The sequence below is a fragment of the Anaerolineae bacterium genome (assembly GCA_035529315.1).
GTDB lineage: Bacteria > Desulfobacterota > Desulfobacteria > Desulfobacterales > ETH-SRB1 > Desulfaltia.
The window spans coordinates 1-20,274 of the sequence record DATKWZ010000043.1; the positions used below are offsets into that span (position 1 = coordinate 1).

Consider the following 20,274-nt stretch of genomic DNA (forward strand, 5'->3'; position numbering starts at 1 on the left):
AATATTTTAATAAATAAATAAAAAAGCTGAAATAGACTTTATGGCAGCCGCAATTACCCTGATTGAACGTGCTCGTGGTTTTCTGGAGACGGCCAGGCTGTCGGATGACTGAGGGACAATAGGGGACGAATAAATGCTTCAGGACCTTTGCACTATATAATTGTCGGGGGGGGGTTGGTACAATCCATCGATGGAAGCGAAGGTAGAACTTTTATATCCGAACTATGGAAAAACCGGAACATAAAATTCCTGTTTTAAGATTCGCATTTATTTTCAATGGATTAGATTATCTCGAAACCATAGTTGTTTGTAAAATAGAAAAGATTTCCATTAACCTCGGAATACTGAGTTCCGATTCACAAGAGATGATGCTAATTAAAAAATAATAAATATCAATAGGTTATAAAATTGGCATAGGCATTGCTTTACGCAGCTAAGATTAATAATGGAAACATTATTCAATGTTTGAAAATCCAGGTTATACATTAAACATTTTATATGAAAGGAAAGGAATGAGATATGAAAAAAGCTAAAAAACCGCAAAAAGAGGTCACCCTTGTTGGATTTGTTAGTCCTATTGAAGAGGATGATACGGTTGTGGGGATCGAAATTTCAACCGATGATGATGATTATCTAGTTGAACCCAATAAACAAGGAAAGAGCTTGTTTAACCATTTGGATGAGGAGGTCGAAGTAAAGGGTATTGTTACAAAAGACGAAGATGACAATTATAAGATTACCGTGACCAGTTTTGAAGTGTTGGAAACTGAAGACGATGAGATCGATGATGACAATTATGATGACGAAGAATAAAACGATAATTATTAAGGCTTATAAATTCTTGCGGTTTTTTATATAAACATCTTTCTCTAAAAGAGGTGGTTTAGGGTAAAATCCTCAAGGGAAGGCGGTAAGTGGAATATAGCTTACCGCCTTTTATATTTGTAGAAAGATATGTAAGACATATGGGAAACAAGTTTATTAATAAGGTAATATTAATCTATTCAGAAATAGACGTTCAGATTGAAGCCCTTCAATCTGCAGTAAAACTGCATTGTCTTCCTGGATGCGGAATTTGCTGCACCAGCTAAAAAATATTCTCCAACTGACAAATAAAATATTAGTTGCAAAAATTTTTTCTGGTTTCGCAGTACCCGGAAGCTGTTGCGGGCATAAATCATGACATATTATGAACCCTTATCACAAAGAGCAGGCAGAGGCGTTTTATATGGTTCGGCGCTTTCTTGCAAATATTTCTTTGGAAGAAAGACAACAGTTCGAACCGCAAAAGCGAGCGCATTCCCCGCTGCTTGCGGCGGGGTTAGTGAGCGAATCCAAAAATAGCAAACTTCATTACGGTCGAAGATTCCCCGCTGCTTGCGGCGGGGAGCTTCAATCAGATGTTGCCGACTACCTTAAATTCCGCGAGGAGGCAGCGTCGTTTCTTTCAGCGCATTTCAGCGAGGTGTGTACCCAGAAGTGTTATCAGAGCAGGCTTAGTGCCTGTTGTTCACGCGAGGGAATCATTACATTTTTTGCAGATGTGGTTGTTAATGCTTTGATCTCGGAAGACAATAATATGGACCTTTTGCTTGAAGTTCTTAAAAAACCGAACATTGGATTTAAGTGTATCTATCTGGGGAAAAAAGGGTGCCTGTGGCGGCTTAAGCCGATTGTGTGCGAGATGTTTTTATGTGAACATGCACAAAAAGAGGTCTTTAACGAAAACCGGCAGATAGAGCATAAATGGAAGGAGCTAAAACAACGCGAGAAACTTTATACCTGGCCGGATCGCAGGGTTGTTTTTGACACACTTGAAAGCTATTTCATAGAGGCTGGATATTCTTCGCCCCTTATGTACATGCATAACAGCCCTGGCCTTTTGCGTGTGAAGCGCAGAGCGCTTTCATGCGCTGCGTCTTGCAAAGGCGGTGATTGAACTGTCCAGTTCAGGCTTAAACGCCTTGAGAAGCGAAGCATCCATTACAGCTTCATAGCCGGTTAATTGGGCTACAACTATATTATCATTGTCAAGGAATGTAAAATCACACGTCATTTTATGGTCTGTAATCTTCTTTACCTCAAGCACTGCAGTTACTTCGTCACGCGGGAAGGCCTTTTGGTACTGACGGTAAGAAGATGTATAGCTCGGAAGCGAAACAAGGCCTGTTTCCTTAAACGAGTATAATATCGCCATTTGAAATGCTGAGTCCAGGACAAGAGGATCACCTATCCATCTGCTTCTTAATGGTTCGACCATCCACATTGCCGGCAAAGGGGCGGTAGAGATCCGCGCCACCATCCTGTTTGACGAATACTCTGTAATTTCCCTTATTCCCTGAAGTTTAACTCCATGAAAAAGGATTTTATCGTATATTTCTTCTATGCTCATCGGGTAAGGTTTTGAATCGATCTTTTCCAGTCGGTCAAAATGCGGCGGCTGCGAAAAACTATCTGTCAAAACAGCTTTTGCCCTGTAATAAACAATATCCACGCCATCCTTTATGCCGTCCCTGACTTCAACATCGACTTCGAAAAAAGGGCCATTTTTTACAGGTTTGCCTGCCATGAGCCTGATAATCTTTTTTTGCTGGTCAAGTCTGATGCCTTTTAAAGCCTGGATATCATCAAGACCATGGAAGAAAAGACCCGGATTTCCGTGAAGCGCTCCATGTCCAAGCCATTCAGCTATAAGCGCAAAAGGAATTACAGGTTTTTCTCCAAGGATGTGTGATTCAAGGATAGGATATCTATCAACATCTATTTCGCGTTTTATTGTTAAAGAAAGCTCATCTTTTTTCTTTAAATATGAGGCCTGTTTTAAAGCAAAACTTTTTGTTTTTACAGCATCTTTGTTTTGTTGGGTAAGAATCTCTGCGCCAACAACAACTTCCACGGGAGAGCCTTTGTCTCCCATCATTTCATAAAGCATACACATAGCGCCCGAATCAGTTGGGATCAGCTTTACGTTGTTTCGCTCAAATTCGTGTTTCAGGGCAGGTGACACCATCCCGCCATCCCACGGCCCCCAGTTCATGGAGATAACTTTGCATTCAGGCCGGTTTATAGACTCCTGTTGCGCTGTCTTGTTTAAAACTTCGTTAGCCATGGCATAATCGGCCTGGCCTTTATTGCCAATGCGGGCGGTTATTGATGAAAAAAGCACAATATATTTAAGATTATCCTCTTTAGTTGCTTCAAGAACCGCTTTGAGCCCTTTAACCTTTGTGTCGAAAACCCTTTCAAACTGCTCGATGGTTTTGTCTGTTATAAGTCGGTCTTCCAGAATTCCGGCTCCATGTATAATCCCTTTTATTGGGCCGTAAGCAGAGCGGACATCATTAAGAACGGAATTGACGGCTTGAAAATCACGGACATCCACCGAATAATAGATTGCCGTAACGCCGGTTTCTTTAAGTTTTTGCATGTTTTTTAAAATTTCGCGATTTGCCAGATGCTTTTTAAATGATTTTTCCAATAAGGCCGGCGAGGAATCTTTTTTGCTCAATTCATTTTCAACGATCGCTTTTTTTATTGCTGCTTCACCATGAGCAGAAGCAAGCCATTTGGGTTCTGGTGAAGGATATGGAGAGCGACCAAGAAGAACAATAGTAGGGTTTGCATGTTTCGCAAGGGCGTATGCTGCAGCGGCTGTTATACCTCTTGCACCTCCTGTTATGATAACTACGTCATCTTTGTTGAGATCTATTTTGCCTTGAGGATAAGGAGAAGACACAAGCTCCAATATAAGCCGCATGTTATGGTTCAGGCCGGCTTCAACAGTTTCTGATGGATCGGGATTTAAAAGTTCAGTAACAATATTTTTTGCAATACTTTTTTTGTCTTTCCATGTCGGTTCTATATCTATGGCATGGCATCTAACGCCAGCCCATTCAGTTGAGGCTGTTTTTGCAAGACCTGCGAGCCCTCCCATAACAGGATTGCTCATTCCCTTACCCTTAAAGCCGAATGCTCCGTCAAGGCTGGTTATTGTCGCAAACACAGCCCCGCTATCTGCGGCTGAATCTATGAGTTGCCGGGAAATCAGGCTTGTAACCACAAAGACATCCTTTAAGAAGGCCTCATCCTGTGAGTCTGTAGCCACTATCACAAGACCTCCTGCCGGAGGCAGATCCTTTTTCCCCTTTAATGCTTTGAGTGAAACCACCATGGTATCTATATTAAATGATGCCAGTTCATCAGCGATTGCTTGTGAGAGACCGGTTTTATCTTCTGTGATATAGACTTTTCTTCCAGCCGGTAGTCTTTTGTCATAAACAAGTGGCTTTTCAACCATTGATACTATTTTTCTGGGGATTTTATCTATGGCAATTTTATCTATAGGAAATTTAGTTGTTATTTGAACTTGGTTTGAACTTTCTTCAACCAACTGTCTCTTATGCTCATCTGTTTTTACGGCACCTGAAAGATGCTCTGCGATCTGGCCAAGAGTTTTCAGTTTACCCATGATTTCCGGAGAAACAGAAGGCAGCTCCGGCATTTTTTCTTCGATTGTGGAAAGTATTTCCACCCTTTTTATGGAATCAATGCCAAGGTCTGCTTCAATATCCATATCAAGATTAAGCATTTCAACAGGATATCCTGTGAGGCTGCTGACCACTTCGAGCATGTTATTTCGGATTGATGATTGATGATTGATGATTGATGATTGATGACCTTCAACCTCAGACTCATCTTGTTGATTGTTGATTTCGGATTCTGACTCCCGGTTCCCAGCTTTGAGCTTTGAGCTTTGAGCTTCCACCTTGCTTTGATCTCTGATCTTTGAGCTTTCAGCTTCTTCCCGGCTTCCGGTTTCCAGGTTAAGTCCCATGGAGGCTTGAGCCATGAGCCGGGCATTTTCCATCATGTTTTGCAGCATGCGGCTTGCCTCTGACTGGGTTTCCAGAAATTTTTTATGGGTTTCAGCAGTTTGTAGTTGAAGAGCCTGCATCGATTTCATCCCTTCCTGGACCGTTTTTAAAGCATCTGCAATCAGGTCGGGTTGTTTATTTATAATTGTGGCCATAGCTTTATCCGATTTATTGTGGTTTTGTGTTGAAAATGTATTTTGCGTTGCCTGAGTTTCCGGATGTATGCCGGTTATAAGGTTTTTAACAGGTTTTGTTGTTTTTTCTCTTTGTTTTGATCTGTAGTTTGCTCCTGCAACAGGTATGCTCATAAGCTGTTTTTGCGTTTCTCTGACAGGATCTTCCCATTTGTTTAAATTAACATTATGACCAAGAGAGGCGAGAAGGCTGAGTGTTTTAGCCAGATCCATTACTCCTGATCCTTTTCCGCAAGAGCTGTCCATGGAAATCGCCTGAAAATTTCGGTCCCTTAATATTGATTTGACAAGACCTGTCAGCACCGATTTAGGGCCGATCTCCACAAATGTGTGCGCACCGGCTTTAAATAGATTTTCGATTTCGCTTACAAAATTAACCGGGCTTATGATTTGTCCGCCAAGCAGCTTTTTTGCCTTGTCGGAATCGGCAGGGTAAGGCATTCCGGTTGTATTTGAAAAGACCGGCACCTCTGATGGAACAATGTCTGCATTTTGCACCTGCCTGGAAAACGGCTTCTGAGCATCCTTTACCAGTGCGCTGTGAAAAGCGGCTGACACGGAAAGTTTTATTGTTTTAAACCCTTTTTGTCTGCATATCTTGTCGGCCAGTGCAATTGACTCAACAGAACCGGATAGAACCCCCTGGTTCCGGCTGTTTTTGTTTGCAAGGATTGCGCCTGTATTTGAGCTGTTAATCAGCTCCTCAAGTTCGTTGATCGGCGCCTTTACCGCCAGCATTGTACCGCTGTCATCTTTATCGCGTCCGGCTGCGGCCATTAAATTACCGCGGGCGATTGAAAGGTCAAAAAGAGTGTTGATATCCATCCATCCTGCGGCATAAAGGGCAGGCAGCTCCCCATAGCTGTGTCCGCATGTTGCATCAGGCTTTATTCCGAATCCTTGAAGGATTTTAAGCATTGCCAGACTTACCGCGCCGATGGCCGGCTGGGCGATATCCGTGTTTTTTAAAGCATCTTTATCTGTTTGAGCCGGAAAAGGATAGATATAATCGGTTAAATAACCGGTACTATTATATTTGCTGTTTGCAAGTTCCATGACCTCAAGGGCTTCCGGAAAGCAGCAAACAAGGTCGCGGCCCATTTGCGCGTATTGACTGCCCTGGCCTGGAAACATAAATGCGATTTTATCGCGGTTTTCAGGGTTGATATAATCAGGGCCCCCATAATAGATATTTTGCAGGTTCCATGCCCCTTTCCAATTGTTTGCTCTAATTGCGTCCAATGCCTCGTCAAAAACCAGGGATGTGTACGCGGAAGAATCAAGAGGCTGTTCGATGACAAACAAAAGCCTGTGCCTGTCATTAAATGAAAAATCGGTTCTGGTATCAGCGGCTGTTTTTGAAAACTCTTTGTTTGAGATTCCTTTGTCAATAGAGCTTTTCACGCTGCTGACAAGCTTAACAAGCTCATCTTTGCTTGAAGCTGACAGTGCAATGATTTCAATTGACCCGTCCCAGGAGATATTTTTTTTGGGGGACCTGTGTTCTTCGATAAGAACATGAAAATTACTTCCGCCGAATCCAAAAGCGCTGACCCCCGCGCGGCGAGGATGATCCTTTTTTGAGAACCATGGCCTGGTTTCCGTGTTTAAATAAAAAGGGGATTCATCTATTCTTAATTCCGGATCAGGGTTATCGGCTTTCAATGTCGGAGGCAGGGCCTTGTGATAAAGAGACAGCGCGGCCTTAATCAAACCTGCTGCCCCGGCTGCAGCCTTGGTGTGGCCGATCATCGACTTGACTGATCCAAGAGCGCACTTGCTTGCTGATATGTTTTTGTTTGATTCGCCAAAAACCTTGCATAACGATTGAAACTCTACACTGTCTCCTACCTTGGTGCCTGTGCCGTGAGCTTCGATCAGGCCGATAGTACCGGGATCTATTCCCGCGTTACAATAAGCCTTGTGAAGCGCTTTTGCCTGTCCTTCGGCCCTGGGCGCGTATATGCTCTGCGATTTGCCGTCGCTTGACGAGCCGACCCCCTTTATTACAGCGTAGATTTTGTCGTTGTCCTCTTCAGCGTCTTTGAGCCTTTTAAGAACAACTATTCCGACCCCTTCACCAAGCACGGTTCCGTCCGCATCCCTTGAAAAAGGCCTGATATCCTCTGTAGGAGACAGAATATGTGTTTTGGAAAAGCACATATGCATAAAAATATCGTTTAAAGTATCCACTCCACCGGTGAGAGCCATGTCTGAACGGCCAGACATAAGCTCCATCACCGCAAGGTGTATCGCGCTCATCGAGCTGGCGCAGGCAGCGTCAACCACGCAGTTAGTGCCCCCCAAATCGAGTCGATTGCATATTCTTCCTGCCACGACATTTCCAAGAAGACCTGGGAAGGAGTTTTCCTGCCACGATACATATGAATCGGATATCCGATCGATTATCTCCTGGGTCTTTTCAGAAGAGATCCCTGAATCAAGAAGAGCCTTGCGCCATTTTGGATGTCCAAGTCTTGCGCCTAGCGGAATAACAAGCTCCTGGGTGCCGGTTATTCCTAATATTACGCTTGTTTTATCTTTGTTGAATTTTTTGCCTTTCCAGTAGCCCGCGTCATCAAGAGCTGTTTTTGCGGCCATGAGGCCAAGAATCTGTGAGGTGTCTGTTGCTTCAATGGAAGACGGAGGCATGCCGAATTCGGTTGGGTCAAATGAAACAGGGGAAAGAAAACCGCCACGTCTGCAGTAAACATGGTCTGGTTCTTTTGGATTTTTGTTAAAGTAATCTTCAGGATTCCAGTGTGATTTGGGGACTTCGGTTATGCCGTCTTTGCCTTGAAATATTAAACGCCAATATTCTTTTAATCCCGGAGATTTTGGGAAGAAGCATCCAATGCCGATAATGGCGATCGGGATGTTTTGGTTGTTTTTAGTTTCAGTTGGTTTCATTGGTTCAGGGTTCATTAGCCGATTTTATTATTATTTGCCACGAAGAACACGAAGGTTTTTTCTTTATCTTCACTCACTTCGCGCTCTTCGTGGTAAAAAAATCACTCTGTGCGCCTTAGAATTTTCTTAAGTTAATGGTGTTGACTTAACGCTATAATAATTCATAAAAAATATTTTCAAGAGATTGACAAACCTCTTTAAGTTGTTATATTGACATAACAAGTAATCAAGAAGGAATTATGATAAAATATTATACAAACAGAGAATTGTCAAGGAGATTGGAGATAAACCTTGCCAGATGGAAGAGGTGGTCAAGGGAATTTCTCCCACCGGACCCTTTAGGGGGGATGCAATCCGGATACGCAAGGCAATACACTCCTGATAGTACTTTTATAGTCTTTCTCGGCGGTTATCTGGTGTCTTATATGAAATTTACTATTCCGGAGGCAAAGCAAATCCTGAAAGATTTACATGGCTGGCTTGTGGATAATGGATTTTATTTTCTTGATAAGGGGGACTCAAAAACTTCTGATATTATAAACAGTGTGATTTATAGATATGTTATTTATATTTACGAAAACAGCCTGTCCGGAGAACACATCGATTTTTATTATAAAATCAAGGGGATAATTTCTGAGAGGCCTGTGGATTACAAGGGCCGGCAGGTGCGTGAAGAGCTCTGTGTGGAAACAACGATTAAACAACCTGATAAGAAGACGCCTGAACCTGATACAATTAATGTTAAAATGTTAAATATTACAGGGGTTCGTAATAAATTATCAGAAAGGCTGGGACTAAACAGTGAACGGTTATAGCAGCCTGTATATTTCTGAAAGTTCCATGGGAGAGAAGCTGCCCGCGCCTGCCGGTAGTGTTACTCCATAGCTGCGAAGCAGGTTGGCTCGTGTCGCGACTGAGGCGCCATAAAGAAGATTCATGGCAACAGTGACTGTTTTGCGGTTTTCCGCTTTTTCGAGAAACGATCCTTTTACCCATTCATTAAATGCGCCTATGGCAGGGCCGCACCAGATCTGGTAATCCATTTTTCGTGAAGGATCTCCTGTCGTTGCCCAGGTCGAACTTTGTCCCAGATAGGATCGAAAGACAAGGGCCATCTTGTGCTTAGGATCCTTTTCAGCCAGTTTAATCTGTTTTGGATCACGTTTGAGGAAAAAGCCTTTTGTCTGGTTCCAGGTTTCTTCAAAACCGCAACGGAAAAGGTCTTGTTCCAGAACATGCCTTTGCTTTTCGGGTATGCTTTCATAACTTTCGTGTCTGCTGTAAAGATCGTAAAGCTTCAAGGCGCGAAAAGGAAACATGGTTCCTCGTTTTAATACCTGAACCTTTACTCCTATTTCAAACATATCCGCGGCCGGCGCCATGGTTACATCCGCCTGGCCTGCTTCTGAAAGGAGCCGGCGAACAGTTTCCGATGTGCCGGCCTCAACACAGGACTGGTTAATGGAGCCGGTTAGAATATAGGCAGCGCCCATTGCAAATGCCGCGGCCGCTGAATAAGGGGTTGCGATTCCTCCGCCAAGTCCAACGCAAAGCGGAGTTGTATAACTGTATTTTTCGGCGATTTTATCTCGAAGCGCAAGCATGGTAGGCAACAATGTAATAGCCGGCCTGTTGTCTGTATGGCCTCCGGAATCGGCTTCTGCTGTCAGATCTTCGGCCATCGGGATCAAAGCTGCCAGGGTTGCCTCCTGTGTTGTAATCATTTTTCTTTCAACAAGCTGGGACAGAAATTTTCCCGGCGGAGGTGAAAGGAATTTTTCTGCGACCTCAACCCGTGATACTTTAGCAATTATCCTGTTTGGGCATACGATATTGCCGCTCTGGTCATTATGAATTCCATGCACACGAAAGTAAACAAGCGGCAGAGTAAGGTCAAGATATGCAGAGGCGCTGATAAGCCTTATTTCATGCTTTAAATAGAGGTTTACGACCGCGGCCTCAAGTTCAGGATCGTTGGGGCTGTGAATAAGATTAAAGCCAAACAGCAAGTCGTGTTCTTTAAGACCGTAGATTGCCGCTTCTATTTTATCCGGGGAAAGGCCGGCGGCGCCGAAAAATCCCAGCATTTGTGCGCGGCCGGTTTCTTGAACCATCCTTACGGACGTGATTCCGTTAGCCATGGCGCCGGCGATATAGGCGTAGCGAAGATTGTGTCTTTTTTTGAAACAAGGATCACCTAAGTTTTCAGGAGGGAGCGGCGGCGAATACGCGCAAAGAGGATAAGCCCCCGGGTTTGGCTCCGTTAAATCGCCGATAGTAATTGTTCCATCCCTGCCTGCGGCAAGCCCGCCGTCCATGTCCAGCAAAAATACAGGTTCTGTAACCCTGGTGATTGCTTTTTTAACCGCATCATCTCCGAGCTCAGGCTCAGTCTTTCCCTGTGTCCACCATCCTGTATTTTTTTTGTTTTTAACAAACATTTTTTCCGGCAGGATCCTGCGCAGACGCTTCCAAAGAAAATCCTATTGCAGAACGCTCACATTTTCTTCTTTCAAATTCATTTTTCATTTTCTTTAACCTCTCCTCAAAATACTACACAGGTAAGCTGTAATCACTTTTACTCCAGAGATAATTTAGAAGCGAAAAATCATCCTTTTTAATGTTAGCCCTGATTTTTAAAATTTCATTTATATTTGCCAGAAATATATCCAGCATATCAGGGTCAAAATGTTGCCCTCGTTCTTTCTTCATAATGCCGAGAGTAGCTTCAACAGAGAAAGCTTCCTTATAAGGGCGTTTTGAGGCCAGCGCGTCAAAAACATCTGCTATGGCTACAATCCTGCCTGCCCGAGGAATATCCCGGCCGGAAAGACCGTCAGGATATCCACTGCCGTTCCATTTTTCATGATGGGAAAGAGCTATATGCTCCGCAAGCATAATTATTTTCGCATTGGAATTTGACAGGATATTTGCTCCTATAGTGGTATGGTTTTTAACTATATCAAATTCTTTATCAGTTAGTTCGCCGGGTTTTAATAATATATGGTCGGGAATGCCGATTTTCCCTATGTCATGCATGGGCGCCGCATAGAGCATATCTTGAGCCTTTAAGTCAGACATCCCGAGTTTTTCGGCTATCAGCGCGCTGTAACGACCTATGCGGACAATATGATCGCCGGTGTCTTCATCCCTGTATTCAGCGGCCATTACAAGCCGGCAAATGGTTTCAAGGTATGCTTTATGGAGTTCAAGGTTGGCGGCTTTAAGGTCTGAGGCGGTTCTTCTTAAATCATAGCCGTATTTGATAAGCTGCAAATTAGCGGCTTCGAGCTCTTTTCGTTTTCTTTTTTCAGATTTATAGACTTTGACAAGGTCGTCCGCATATTTTTTCAGTTGATCAGCATTAGCATCTCTGGCGTAAGGCTTGTCAGTTTCCATAATATTTTTCTCTATCCAAGTATCTCTTCAATTTTTCTTATTAAATCCAACGGGCTGAAAGGCTTTATAAAATAGTCGACAGCCCCGGCTTCAAGTCCCTCTTTAATATCATTCTTACGGGCTTTGGCGCTTAGGAGGATTATCGGGCATGAGCTGGTTTGCGGATCATTCTTTAAAACCCGGGTTGCTTCAAGCCCGTCAAATTTTCCGGGCATCATTATATCCATTATGATCATATCAGGTTGTTCAGCTCTGGCTATATCAATGGCCTGTTTCCCGTTTGTTGCTTTAAGAACATAATGATCCTCCATTAAGAGGGTTGCTTCCATGAGGTCGAGAAGCTCTTCCTGGTCATCAACAATGAGAATCTTTTTCATTTTTTGTTATCCTTGTGCCGGCGATATAACCGTTACCGTTGTTCCTTTTCCAAATACGCTTTTCACCGGGATATTTCCGTCATGAACTTCAACAATGTTCTTGACGATGCATACCTAGGCCGCTGCCGGAAATGGCTTTATTGGAGAAATCCGCACTGTAGAATTTGTCAAACATTTTTTTTGACTGTTCTGATGTCATCCCGATTCCTTTATCGGTTATGCTGATTTCGATTCCAGTTCCCTTGCTACAAGGGGGTTGATCCTTCTGATGACGTTAAGTATTAATTTATAGCTCTTTATTGTTTCATCCATAACATTTTATAATTAAATGTTATTCTTTAATTTGTCAAGGTGGAATGAGCAATATCCATGATCTTCTATTGCTTTGCGATCCAATGATGATGGCTTCCTGAAAAGTCGGATTCATCCTTTGATATTCTTATTCTTAAAAACTTAAATCTTTACCCGAGTGCATTTTTCTGATAAATTATGTTTGAATCGCAAAAGCGATCGTATTGCCCGTAGCTTGTCGTAGCAAAGCGGAAATCCCGTCCAAGCGGGGCTGAAGGAAAATATATGATTATTAATAAAGTTGAGGTCAGTGCAACAGGTGAAAATTACAGGGGTATTGTTTTATTGACACTTGTGCAAAAAGATGACGGCTGGACTTATGAGGTTGATAATATGACCGACGGTGGTTTTGCCTTAACCTGGAGAGCGAAAACAGCGGAGCAGGCATCCAGGAAGGTTCAAAATATATACAGGGATAACATGTGGAATTTTAAGATTAAAGAATAACAGGTTCATCAAAGAGTTAAGCATGAAACAGGGTAACTTCCGCGAAAAGGTTAAGGAGCTTCTTTCTTTTGCCGATGTTAAAATCGGAGGAGACCGCCCATGGGACATCCAGGTTCACAACGATAAGCTGTATGCAAGATTTTTAGCCGAGGGTTCACTGGGTGTGGGCGAATCCTATATGGACGGTTGGTGGGATTGTGACAGACTTGATGAGTTATTTGATAGAGTTTTCAAGGCTGAACTGGATGCAAAGATCAAGCCGTTTTCCTGTTTATTCGAAGCGGTGAAGGCTAAAATAGTCAACACGCAAAGACCCTCCCGCGCTTTCAGGATAGGACGACACCATTATGATATGGGCAACGATTTATACCGCTGTATGCTGGACAAACGCATGATTTATAGTTGCGCTTACTGGAAGGATGTAAAGACACTGGACCATGCCCAGGAGTCAAAACTGGATCTGATTTGCCGCAAACTGGGCTTAAAGCCGGGTATGCGGGTTCTGGATATAGGATGCGGGTGGGGCAGGACTGCAAAGTTTGCCGCACAACGCTACAAGGTCGAAGTTGTCGGCATAACGGTTTCCGATAATCAGTATCAGCTTGGGAAGGAGCTTTGCCGAGGTCTTCCGGTTGAAATCCGCATGCAGGACTATCGCAGCATTGATGGAGTATTTGACCGTATCCTTTCAATCGGCATGATCGAACATGTTGGCTGCAAAAATTACGCAACATTTATGCGTGTAGTTAAAAAGCACCTTAAGGAGAACGGACTCTTCCTGCTGCATACAATAGGCGGTAACCGCTCAGTCGCAAACATTGATCCATGGATTAATCGTTATATCTTTCCCGATTCCATGCTGCCGTCAGCAAAGCAGCTATGCAGGGCTTTTGAGGGGTTGTTTGTTCTCGAAGACTGGCACAGCTTTGGTGCTGACTATGATAAGACTCTGATGCAGTGGTATAAAAATTTCCATGAGAATTGGGGCTACCTGAAGAAAATTTATGATGAACGGTTCTACAGAATGTGGAAATTTTATCTTTTGGCATGTGCAGGATCCTTTCGCGCCCGACAAAACCATGTGTGGCAGATAGTTCTTTCTCCGGGAGGCGTTCCCAACGGGTATCAGGCCCAGCGATAAGCAAATATTTCTTGGCCTTTGATAGCTTCTCGCCTCGAATTACTGATTTGTCGATGGATTGCAGTGACCTGTCGGCAATAATATGCTGCGAAAACGTTGTCAGTGTTTTAGCAACCATGGATCAAGCATGGAAGCCCCGCTGATTTCCATATCTGATGTGTTCCGTGTTACAATAATAAAATTGTTTGTAATTCCTGTAGCCGCAATCATGCCATCAATTGCAGGCATGGTTTTGCCTGCTAATTCTGACTGAGCCTGAATTTTACCCCAAATGGTTGCTGTCTGTAGATCAAAATCGATTATCCTGTCCTGAAACCTTTCTTTCAGGTCGCAATTCAACCATTTGTGCAGTTTTTCTTTCTTACTGCTTTCAGGAAGTTTTTCAATACCTTTATGGAGTTCTCCGATTGTTAAAACAGATATGAATAGATTGGTTTCAGTTGTTTTGGATATCCATTTAACAACTTGTTTGTTTGGATTTTTTTTAATTAATTCTGAAATAACACAAGTGTCTAAGAGGTATTTCATAATTCTATATCTCGCGGCAAATCCTTATTTCTTTTTGTGTCTAAATTAATTTTTGAAAGAGGAGAATTTTGAAAGAATTTCAACAGGTTGGTTTTCGGTTTTATTAATTTTTTGTATTCATCAATTGATAGAACAACAACAGCAGCTTTGCCATGTTTGGTTACTACTTGCGGACCATTATGTTGAGCTTTATCAACAAGGTTGCTGAATTTGTTTTTTGCATTCTGAAGTTGCCATGAATTTGCTACCATTTTCATCACCTCGCAGGATTATATTTTGTACGGTTCTGGCTAGCTTGTCTAGAAAATAATCTTTTTGTGGTTAAATGTCAAGATAACATCTTGTATGACCCTTTGTTCGCTTCGTGTGCTTCGTGCTCTGGTAAAATATCTATAATCCCTATACTATTGACTCTTGCCTAAAACAAATTAATTGAGTATAAAATAGTGATGAAAAAACGACCCCCTATAGCTGTTGTCGGCATGGCCGGTGTATTTCCAAAAGCTGTTGGCCTTAATATATTCTGGCATAATATTATCAATAAAATCGATTCAACTTCCGATGTATTGAAAGACAGGTGGATAGTTGAGCCGGACTTGATGTATAATTCCGATCCAATGCCGGATAAGGCCTTTTCAAAACGCTGCTGTCTGATAGATGCCGACATACTTCAATCAATTAAGTCGGGTCATACAGGCATTAACATAAACAAGAACCTTTTAAAGGATTTAGACCCTCTCTATCACCTGGTCCTTCATGCAGGCAGAGAGGCATTGTCGGATTGCGTGACATCATCGTTAAACAGAGAACGTATTGGAACAATTCTTGCCGCGATTGCGCTTCCAACCGATGCATCTTCTTTAATAACCAGAAAAATCTTGGGCAGATCATTTGAAGAAACACTCTTTGGCGGTGCTGCTCATTTTCAAGCAAAGCCTCTTACAGCACAAGAATGCATATCAGGCAGGGTAACGAGCCTGCCCGCAGCCATCCTGGCAAAGGCTTTGGGGCTTGGCGGCGGAACCTATACCCTTGACGCTGCATGCGCATCATCTCTTTACGCAGTTAAATTTGCCTGCGACGAACTTTATTCTCTTCGCGCTGATGCCATGCTGGCAGGCGGTGTTTCAAGACCTGAATGCCTTTATACCCAGGTAGGCTTCAGCCAGCTTCGCGCATTATCCCCTTCAGGCCGGTGCGCCCCTTTTGATGAAACCGCAGACGGTCTCGTGGTTGGAGAAGGGGTTGGAATGCTCGTCTTAAAAAGGCTTGATGATGCCTTGCGTGACGGGGACAATATCCATGCTCTGATCCACGGCATCGGACTTTCCAATGATATAAGAGGCAACCTTCTTGCCCCTGATTCCGAGGGCCAAGTTCGCGCCATGCGCAGCGCTTACAAATCTGCCGGCTGGTCTCCATTTGATATAGACCTCATTGAATGCCACGGCGCTGGAACACCTGTTGGGGACGCCACGGAACTTAAAAGCCTTAAAAGCCTGTGGGATGGAAACAACCGGCCATACGGCCGATGCCGCATCGGATCAATAAAATCAATGATAGGCCATCTTCTGACAGGCGCCGGCGCCGCAGGAATGATCAAGACCATCCTTGCGTTAAAACACAAAATTCTGCCCCCTTCGCTTAATTTTAACAGAGCGCCGGAGAAAAGTCCGCTTAATAACAGCCCTTTCAGGGTGCAGACAGAGGCTGAAGAATGGGTGAGAAAAGACAGGCATAAACCGCTTCGCGCCGCGGTAAGCGCATTCGGGTTTGGTGGAATAAATGCTCACCTTCTTCTCGAAGAATGGGATCCATCATCCAATTCAAAACTCAAAATTCAACACTCAAAACTCAAAATTCCCCGCCCCGCTGTTGCCATTGTGGGAATGGGAGCTGCTTTTGGATCTTTAAAGTCATTGAAAGATTTTCAAGAGGTTATTTTCAAGGACAAATCCATAATCACAAAAAGGCCCGAGCACAGATGGAAAGGATGTGAAGCTGTTGCGGAAACATATCTTGACAAACGGGCTGCATACGGCGGGTTTATGGACAAGCTCTCGCTTAATGCAGGAGAGTTTCGCATACCTCCCAGCGAAATCCCTGATATACTTCCGCAGCATTTGCTTATGCTGAAGGTATCAGCCGATGCCATGAAGGATGCAGGTCTTCCGCTTAGAAAGGATCGCCCGCGCATGGGCGCCATTATCGGCATGGGATTTGATTTTGAAGCAACCAATTTTCACCTGCGGTGGCATCTGCAAAATCTGGTCGGGTTATGGAAAAAAAGATACAGCCTTGATCTTGATGATAATGAAACTGCAAGGTGGCTTGAATCATTGAGAGACTCATATGGCCCGCCCTTGACAAACGCGCGGACATTAGGCGCTCTTGGAGGAATCATAGCAAGCAGGATTGCCAGAGAATTCCGCTTTGGAGGCCCAAGCTTTGTTGTCTCCGATGAAGAGGCATCAGGCATTGGCGCTCTTGAAAGAGGGGTAAGATTCCTGCAGCAAAATGAAATGGATGCTGTTCTTGTGGGAGCAATAGATCTTGCATGCGATGTGCGCAGTATTATCACGGCAGACAGAATAAGCCCTTTTTCCAGAAATAATGAGGTCCGCCCTTTTGACGGGTCAACAGATGGAAGACTTCCCGGAGAAGGGGCCGCAGCGCTTGTTCTGAAGCCTCTTGACCGGGCAATAAAGGATGGAGACAGGATATATTCTGTGATAAGAGGGACAGGAAATGCAAGTAAAGGAAAGGATAAAATAGATTACTCTTCAAAGGATGCTTATATTCTCTCGCTCAAGCAATGCTTTTATGATGCTGGGATTTCTCCGGCTTTAATAAGCTTTTTTGAAACACATGGAAGCGGTGATCCTGCTGAAGACAGCGCGGAGTCAGAGGCTCTGCGCGAGTTTTTTAAAGATCGCAAAAACAGATGCGCCATAGGATCGGTCAAAGCAAACATAGGGCATGCAGGAGCAGCCGCAGGGCTTGCTTCTCTGATTAAAACAAGCCTGTGCCTGCATCAAAAAACAATCCCTTCCTTAAAAAGCTCCGGCAACAGGGAAAAGAATATTCTGCAAAAAGAGATATTTTATATACCTGCTAATTCAAAAAACTGGACAGATGACTTAGAAGGCACCCCCCGCATGGCATGTGTCGGCTGCATGACAACAGACGGCAACTGCATGCATGTTATACTTGAAGAATTTGAAGATACAAAAGAAAAACCAGGCGCTCACCTGCGCCCGCATTTTGATCAAGAAGATGTGGGCAAAAAAGAGGCAGGAAGGAAGATAACTCTGATCATGGGAGGAAAAGCCCCCTGCCCTGCCCTGCCGGAAAGAAAAAGTAAAACGCAAACCTCTCCGGAGATAGAGCGCGCAATAAAAAACATTGAAGCCACAGCAGACGCCCACAAGACTTTTCTGGAATTTTCAACCAGCCTGCAAAACTCCTATGCCCAGGCATTTGAACTCCAGACAAAACTACTCACAGCCCGAAACATAAAGAGCGGAGAACAATCAGCAACCAGAAACGAGCAACCGTCAACTCTCTTCTCCCGCGACATGTGTCTGGAATTCGCTACAGGCTCTGTGGCAAAAGTGCTTGGCCCTAAGTTCGCAGTAGTTGATACATATAATGCAAGGGTGCGCCTTCCTGATGAACCTCTCATGCTTGTTGACAGGATAATTTCAGTTAAAGGTGAAAAAGGTTCTCTGAGCTCAGGCCGCATTGTAACCGAGCATGATGTTCTGCCAAAAGCGTGGTATCTGGACGGAGGCCGCGCTCCGGTATGCATATCGGTCGAAGCAGGCCAGGCTGATCTGTTTCTTTGCTCTTATCTGGGCATAGATCTTGTAGTAAAAGGTAAAAGAACATACAGGCTGCTTGATGCTGTTGTAACATTTCACCGCGGTCTGCCGCAGCCCGGAGACACAATCAGATATGAAATCAATATTGAAAAGTTTGTCCGCCAGGGTGAAACATTTCTTTTCTTTTTCAACTTTAAAGGTTTTATCGGCTCTTCACATCTTATCACAATGTCTGACGGGTGCGCGGGTTTCTTCACCAAAGAGGAGGTCAAAAATTCAGGAGGGATTATTCTTAAAGATGAAGACACAAGGCCGCTGAAGGGGAAAAGAGCATCCAAATGGAAAGAGCTGGTTCCTGTATGTGTTGAAAAATATGATGATGAGGCTGTAAATGCTCTGAGGGCCGGAAATCTAAAGGCATGTTTCGGCCCTCTTTTTGACAATCTTGAGCTTGCCGAGCCGCTCAGGCTTCCAGGGATAAACAAAGGCCAAAAAGATCGGAAAGATCGGATGAAACTTATAGACCGCATTATCCATCTTGATCCAGAGGGAGGTCGATACGGGCTTGGACTGATTAAAGCAGAGGCTGATATACATCCGGACGACTGGTTCCTTACCTGCCATTTCATGGATGACATGGTAATGCCTGGAACTCTCATGTATGAATGCTGCGCGCATACCCTCAGGGTCTTTATCCAGCGCATGGGATGGGTTACAGAAAAAACCGGCGTATGCTATGAACCGGTACTTGGAGTTAAAAGCATACTAAAATGCCGCGGGCCGGTAACACCTGATACAAAACATGTTGTTTATGAAATAATAATAAAGGAGATCGGATATAATCCTGAACCTTATGTAATTGCCGACGCTCTCATGTATGCTGACGGGCATAATATAGTTATGTTTACAGACATGTCCATGAAAATGACCGGTATAACCGGTGAAGAAATAGAGGCATTCTGGAAGAAAAAAGAAAAACAGGTTTTGTTTGACAGAAAAAGGCTGCTTGCCTTTTCAGTCGGAAACCCTTCTGAAGCATTTGGAGAGCCCTATAAACAGTTTGATAAAAAAAGGCGTATAGCAAGGCTTCCCGGGCCGCCGTATCAGTTTATGGACAGGATAGTTTCCATCGAGCCGGAGCCGTGGATCTTAAAACCCGGCGGATGGATAGAAGCCGAGTATGATGTGCCTTATGATGCATGGTATTTTAAATCAGATCACAGCAGACTGATGCCTTTTTGCATCTTGCTTGAAATCGCGCTTCAGCCCTGCGGCTGGCTTGCGGCATATATGGGATCCGCCCTTAAAAGCAAAAATGATCTCAAATTCAGAAACCTTGGCGGAAATGCGGTCTTATACGACAATGTGTCGCGTGAAACAAAAACCCTGACCATGAAAGCCAGAACAAAAAAAGTCTCTGAAGCAGGCGATATGATCATAGAAGAATTTGATTTTCTGATACTTAAGCAAAACAAGATAATTTACAAGGGGGATACTTCCTTTGGTTTTTTTACCGATAATGCACTGAAGCAGCAGGTCGGCTTAAGTAATGCCGATAAAGGGGCATATATTCCAACACCCGATGAATTTAATAAAAGCAGTGCATACCTGCTTGAAGATAAAGCCCCTTTCACGCCTGATGATTCTGTTGTTGACAAAGCGCCCTGTTTGTCAATGCCTTCAAAGGCGCTCCGCATGATCGATAAAATTGATCTGTATCTGCCGGACGGAGGCCCAAAAGGTCTTGGTTTTATTCGCGGGATAAAGGATGTAGATCCTGATGAATGGTTTTTCAAGGCACACTTTTACCAGGACCCTGTATGGCCGGGTTCTCTCGGAGTAGAAGCATTTCTTCAACTTATTAAGTTCATGGCGCTTAAGCGCTGGAAGCATCTATCCAACACCCACAATTTTGAACTTATCATTCAAAAGCCGCATAACTGGACCTATCGCGGGCAGGTTATTCCGGTTAATAAAAAAATCGAGGTTGAAGCCATGATAACCGGTATTCAGGACGTTCCTGTCCCAGGTATTGTCGCAAACGGATTTTTAAAAGTGGACGGGCTCTATATTTACGAAATGAAAAATTTCGGTTTTAGATTAATTCCGGACAGATAGTGCTCAAGCGAAAATTCCCTGCAAAAAAAGTTCTTATCTTTAATATAGATTTTTTATGAAAAAGTGTTATGTTTAATTTAACAATAAAATCGCCTGAGTTAATAACATTGA

General features: G+C 43.7%; 12 protein-coding genes. 6 read left to right on the forward strand and 6 right to left on the reverse strand.

Annotated features, from left to right (window positions below):
- The first annotated feature begins 519 nt into the window (after nt 1–519).
- Both VMW78_08205 and VMW78_08210 read left to right on the forward strand, forming a co-directional pair.
- Nucleotides 520–813 carry a hypothetical protein gene (locus VMW78_08205; GenBank protein ID HUV50984.1) on the forward strand — a complete coding sequence of 98 codons (294 nt, stop codon included), beginning with the start codon at nt 520–522 and terminating at the stop codon, nt 811–813.
- Between the two features lie 376 nt (nt 814–1,189).
- Nucleotides 1,190–1,939, forward strand: coding sequence for a hypothetical protein (locus tag VMW78_08210; protein HUV50985.1), 750 nt, complete (start codon nt 1,190–1,192; stop codon nt 1,937–1,939).
- Here the strand turns inward: VMW78_08210 and VMW78_08215 are convergent.
- Nucleotides 1,907–7,978, reverse strand: a complete 6,072-nt coding sequence (locus VMW78_08215; GenBank protein HUV50986.1) for an SDR family NAD(P)-dependent oxidoreductase — start codon at nt 7,976–7,978, stop codon at nt 1,907–1,909. The genes VMW78_08210 and VMW78_08215 overlap by 33 nt on opposite strands.
- 239 nt (nt 7,979–8,217) lie before the next feature.
- Here VMW78_08215 and VMW78_08220 point away from each other — a divergent pair, with 239 nt between their 5' ends.
- Nucleotides 8,218–8,793 (forward strand): hypothetical protein, encoded by a 576-nt coding sequence (locus tag VMW78_08220; GenBank protein HUV50987.1) that lies wholly within the window; start codon nt 8,218–8,220, stop codon nt 8,791–8,793.
- Here VMW78_08220 and VMW78_08225 read toward each other — a convergent pair.
- From VMW78_08225 to VMW78_08235, 3 genes are all read right to left on the reverse strand, one after another.
- Nucleotides 8,788–10,419 carry a PfaD family polyunsaturated fatty acid/polyketide biosynthesis protein gene (locus VMW78_08225; protein HUV50988.1) on the reverse strand — a complete coding sequence of 544 codons (1,632 nt, stop codon included), beginning with the start codon at nt 10,417–10,419 and terminating at the stop codon, nt 8,788–8,790. The genes VMW78_08220 and VMW78_08225 overlap by 6 nt on opposite strands.
- 112 nt (nt 10,420–10,531) lie before the next feature.
- Nucleotides 10,532–11,377, reverse strand: a complete 846-nt coding sequence (locus tag VMW78_08230) for an HD domain-containing phosphohydrolase (protein HUV50989.1) — start codon at nt 11,375–11,377, stop codon at nt 10,532–10,534.
- 11 nt (nt 11,378–11,388) lie between these two features.
- Nucleotides 11,389–11,754, reverse strand: coding sequence for a response regulator (locus tag VMW78_08235; GenBank protein HUV50990.1), 366 nt, complete (start codon nt 11,752–11,754; stop codon nt 11,389–11,391).
- Nucleotides 11,755–12,330: 576 nt separating this feature from the next.
- Between VMW78_08235 and VMW78_08240 the strand changes: the two genes are divergently transcribed.
- Nucleotides 12,331–12,552 carry a hypothetical protein gene (locus VMW78_08240; protein ID HUV50991.1) on the forward strand — a complete coding sequence of 74 codons (222 nt, stop codon included), beginning with the start codon at nt 12,331–12,333 and terminating at the stop codon, nt 12,550–12,552.
- A gap of 7 nt (nt 12,553–12,559) precedes the next feature.
- On the forward strand, nt 12,560–13,693 hold the full coding sequence (gene cfa, locus VMW78_08245) for a cyclopropane fatty acyl phospholipid synthase (GenBank protein ID HUV50992.1): 1,134 nt from the start codon (nt 12,560–12,562) through the stop codon (nt 13,691–13,693).
- Between the two features lie 99 nt (nt 13,694–13,792).
- Here the strand turns inward: cfa and VMW78_08250 are convergent, their stop codons facing one another.
- Together VMW78_08250 and VMW78_08255 are read right to left on the reverse strand one after the other, a co-directional pair.
- A complete protein-coding gene (locus tag VMW78_08250; GenBank protein HUV50993.1) occupies nt 13,793–14,221 on the reverse strand; it encodes a type II toxin-antitoxin system VapC family toxin in 429 nt (142 codons plus the stop codon).
- Nucleotides 14,218–14,472 (reverse strand): type II toxin-antitoxin system Phd/YefM family antitoxin, encoded by a 255-nt coding sequence (locus VMW78_08255; protein HUV50994.1) that lies wholly within the window; start codon nt 14,470–14,472, stop codon nt 14,218–14,220. The genes VMW78_08250 and VMW78_08255 overlap by 4 nt, the downstream gene beginning before the upstream one ends.
- A 198-nt stretch (nt 14,473–14,670) precedes the next feature.
- On the opposite strand from VMW78_08255, the gene VMW78_08260 reads away from it, so the two are divergent.
- A complete protein-coding gene (locus VMW78_08260) occupies nt 14,671–20,163 on the forward strand; it encodes a beta-ketoacyl synthase N-terminal-like domain-containing protein (GenBank protein HUV50995.1) in 5,493 nt (1,830 codons plus the stop codon).
- Nucleotides 20,164–20,274 lie beyond the last annotated feature (111 nt).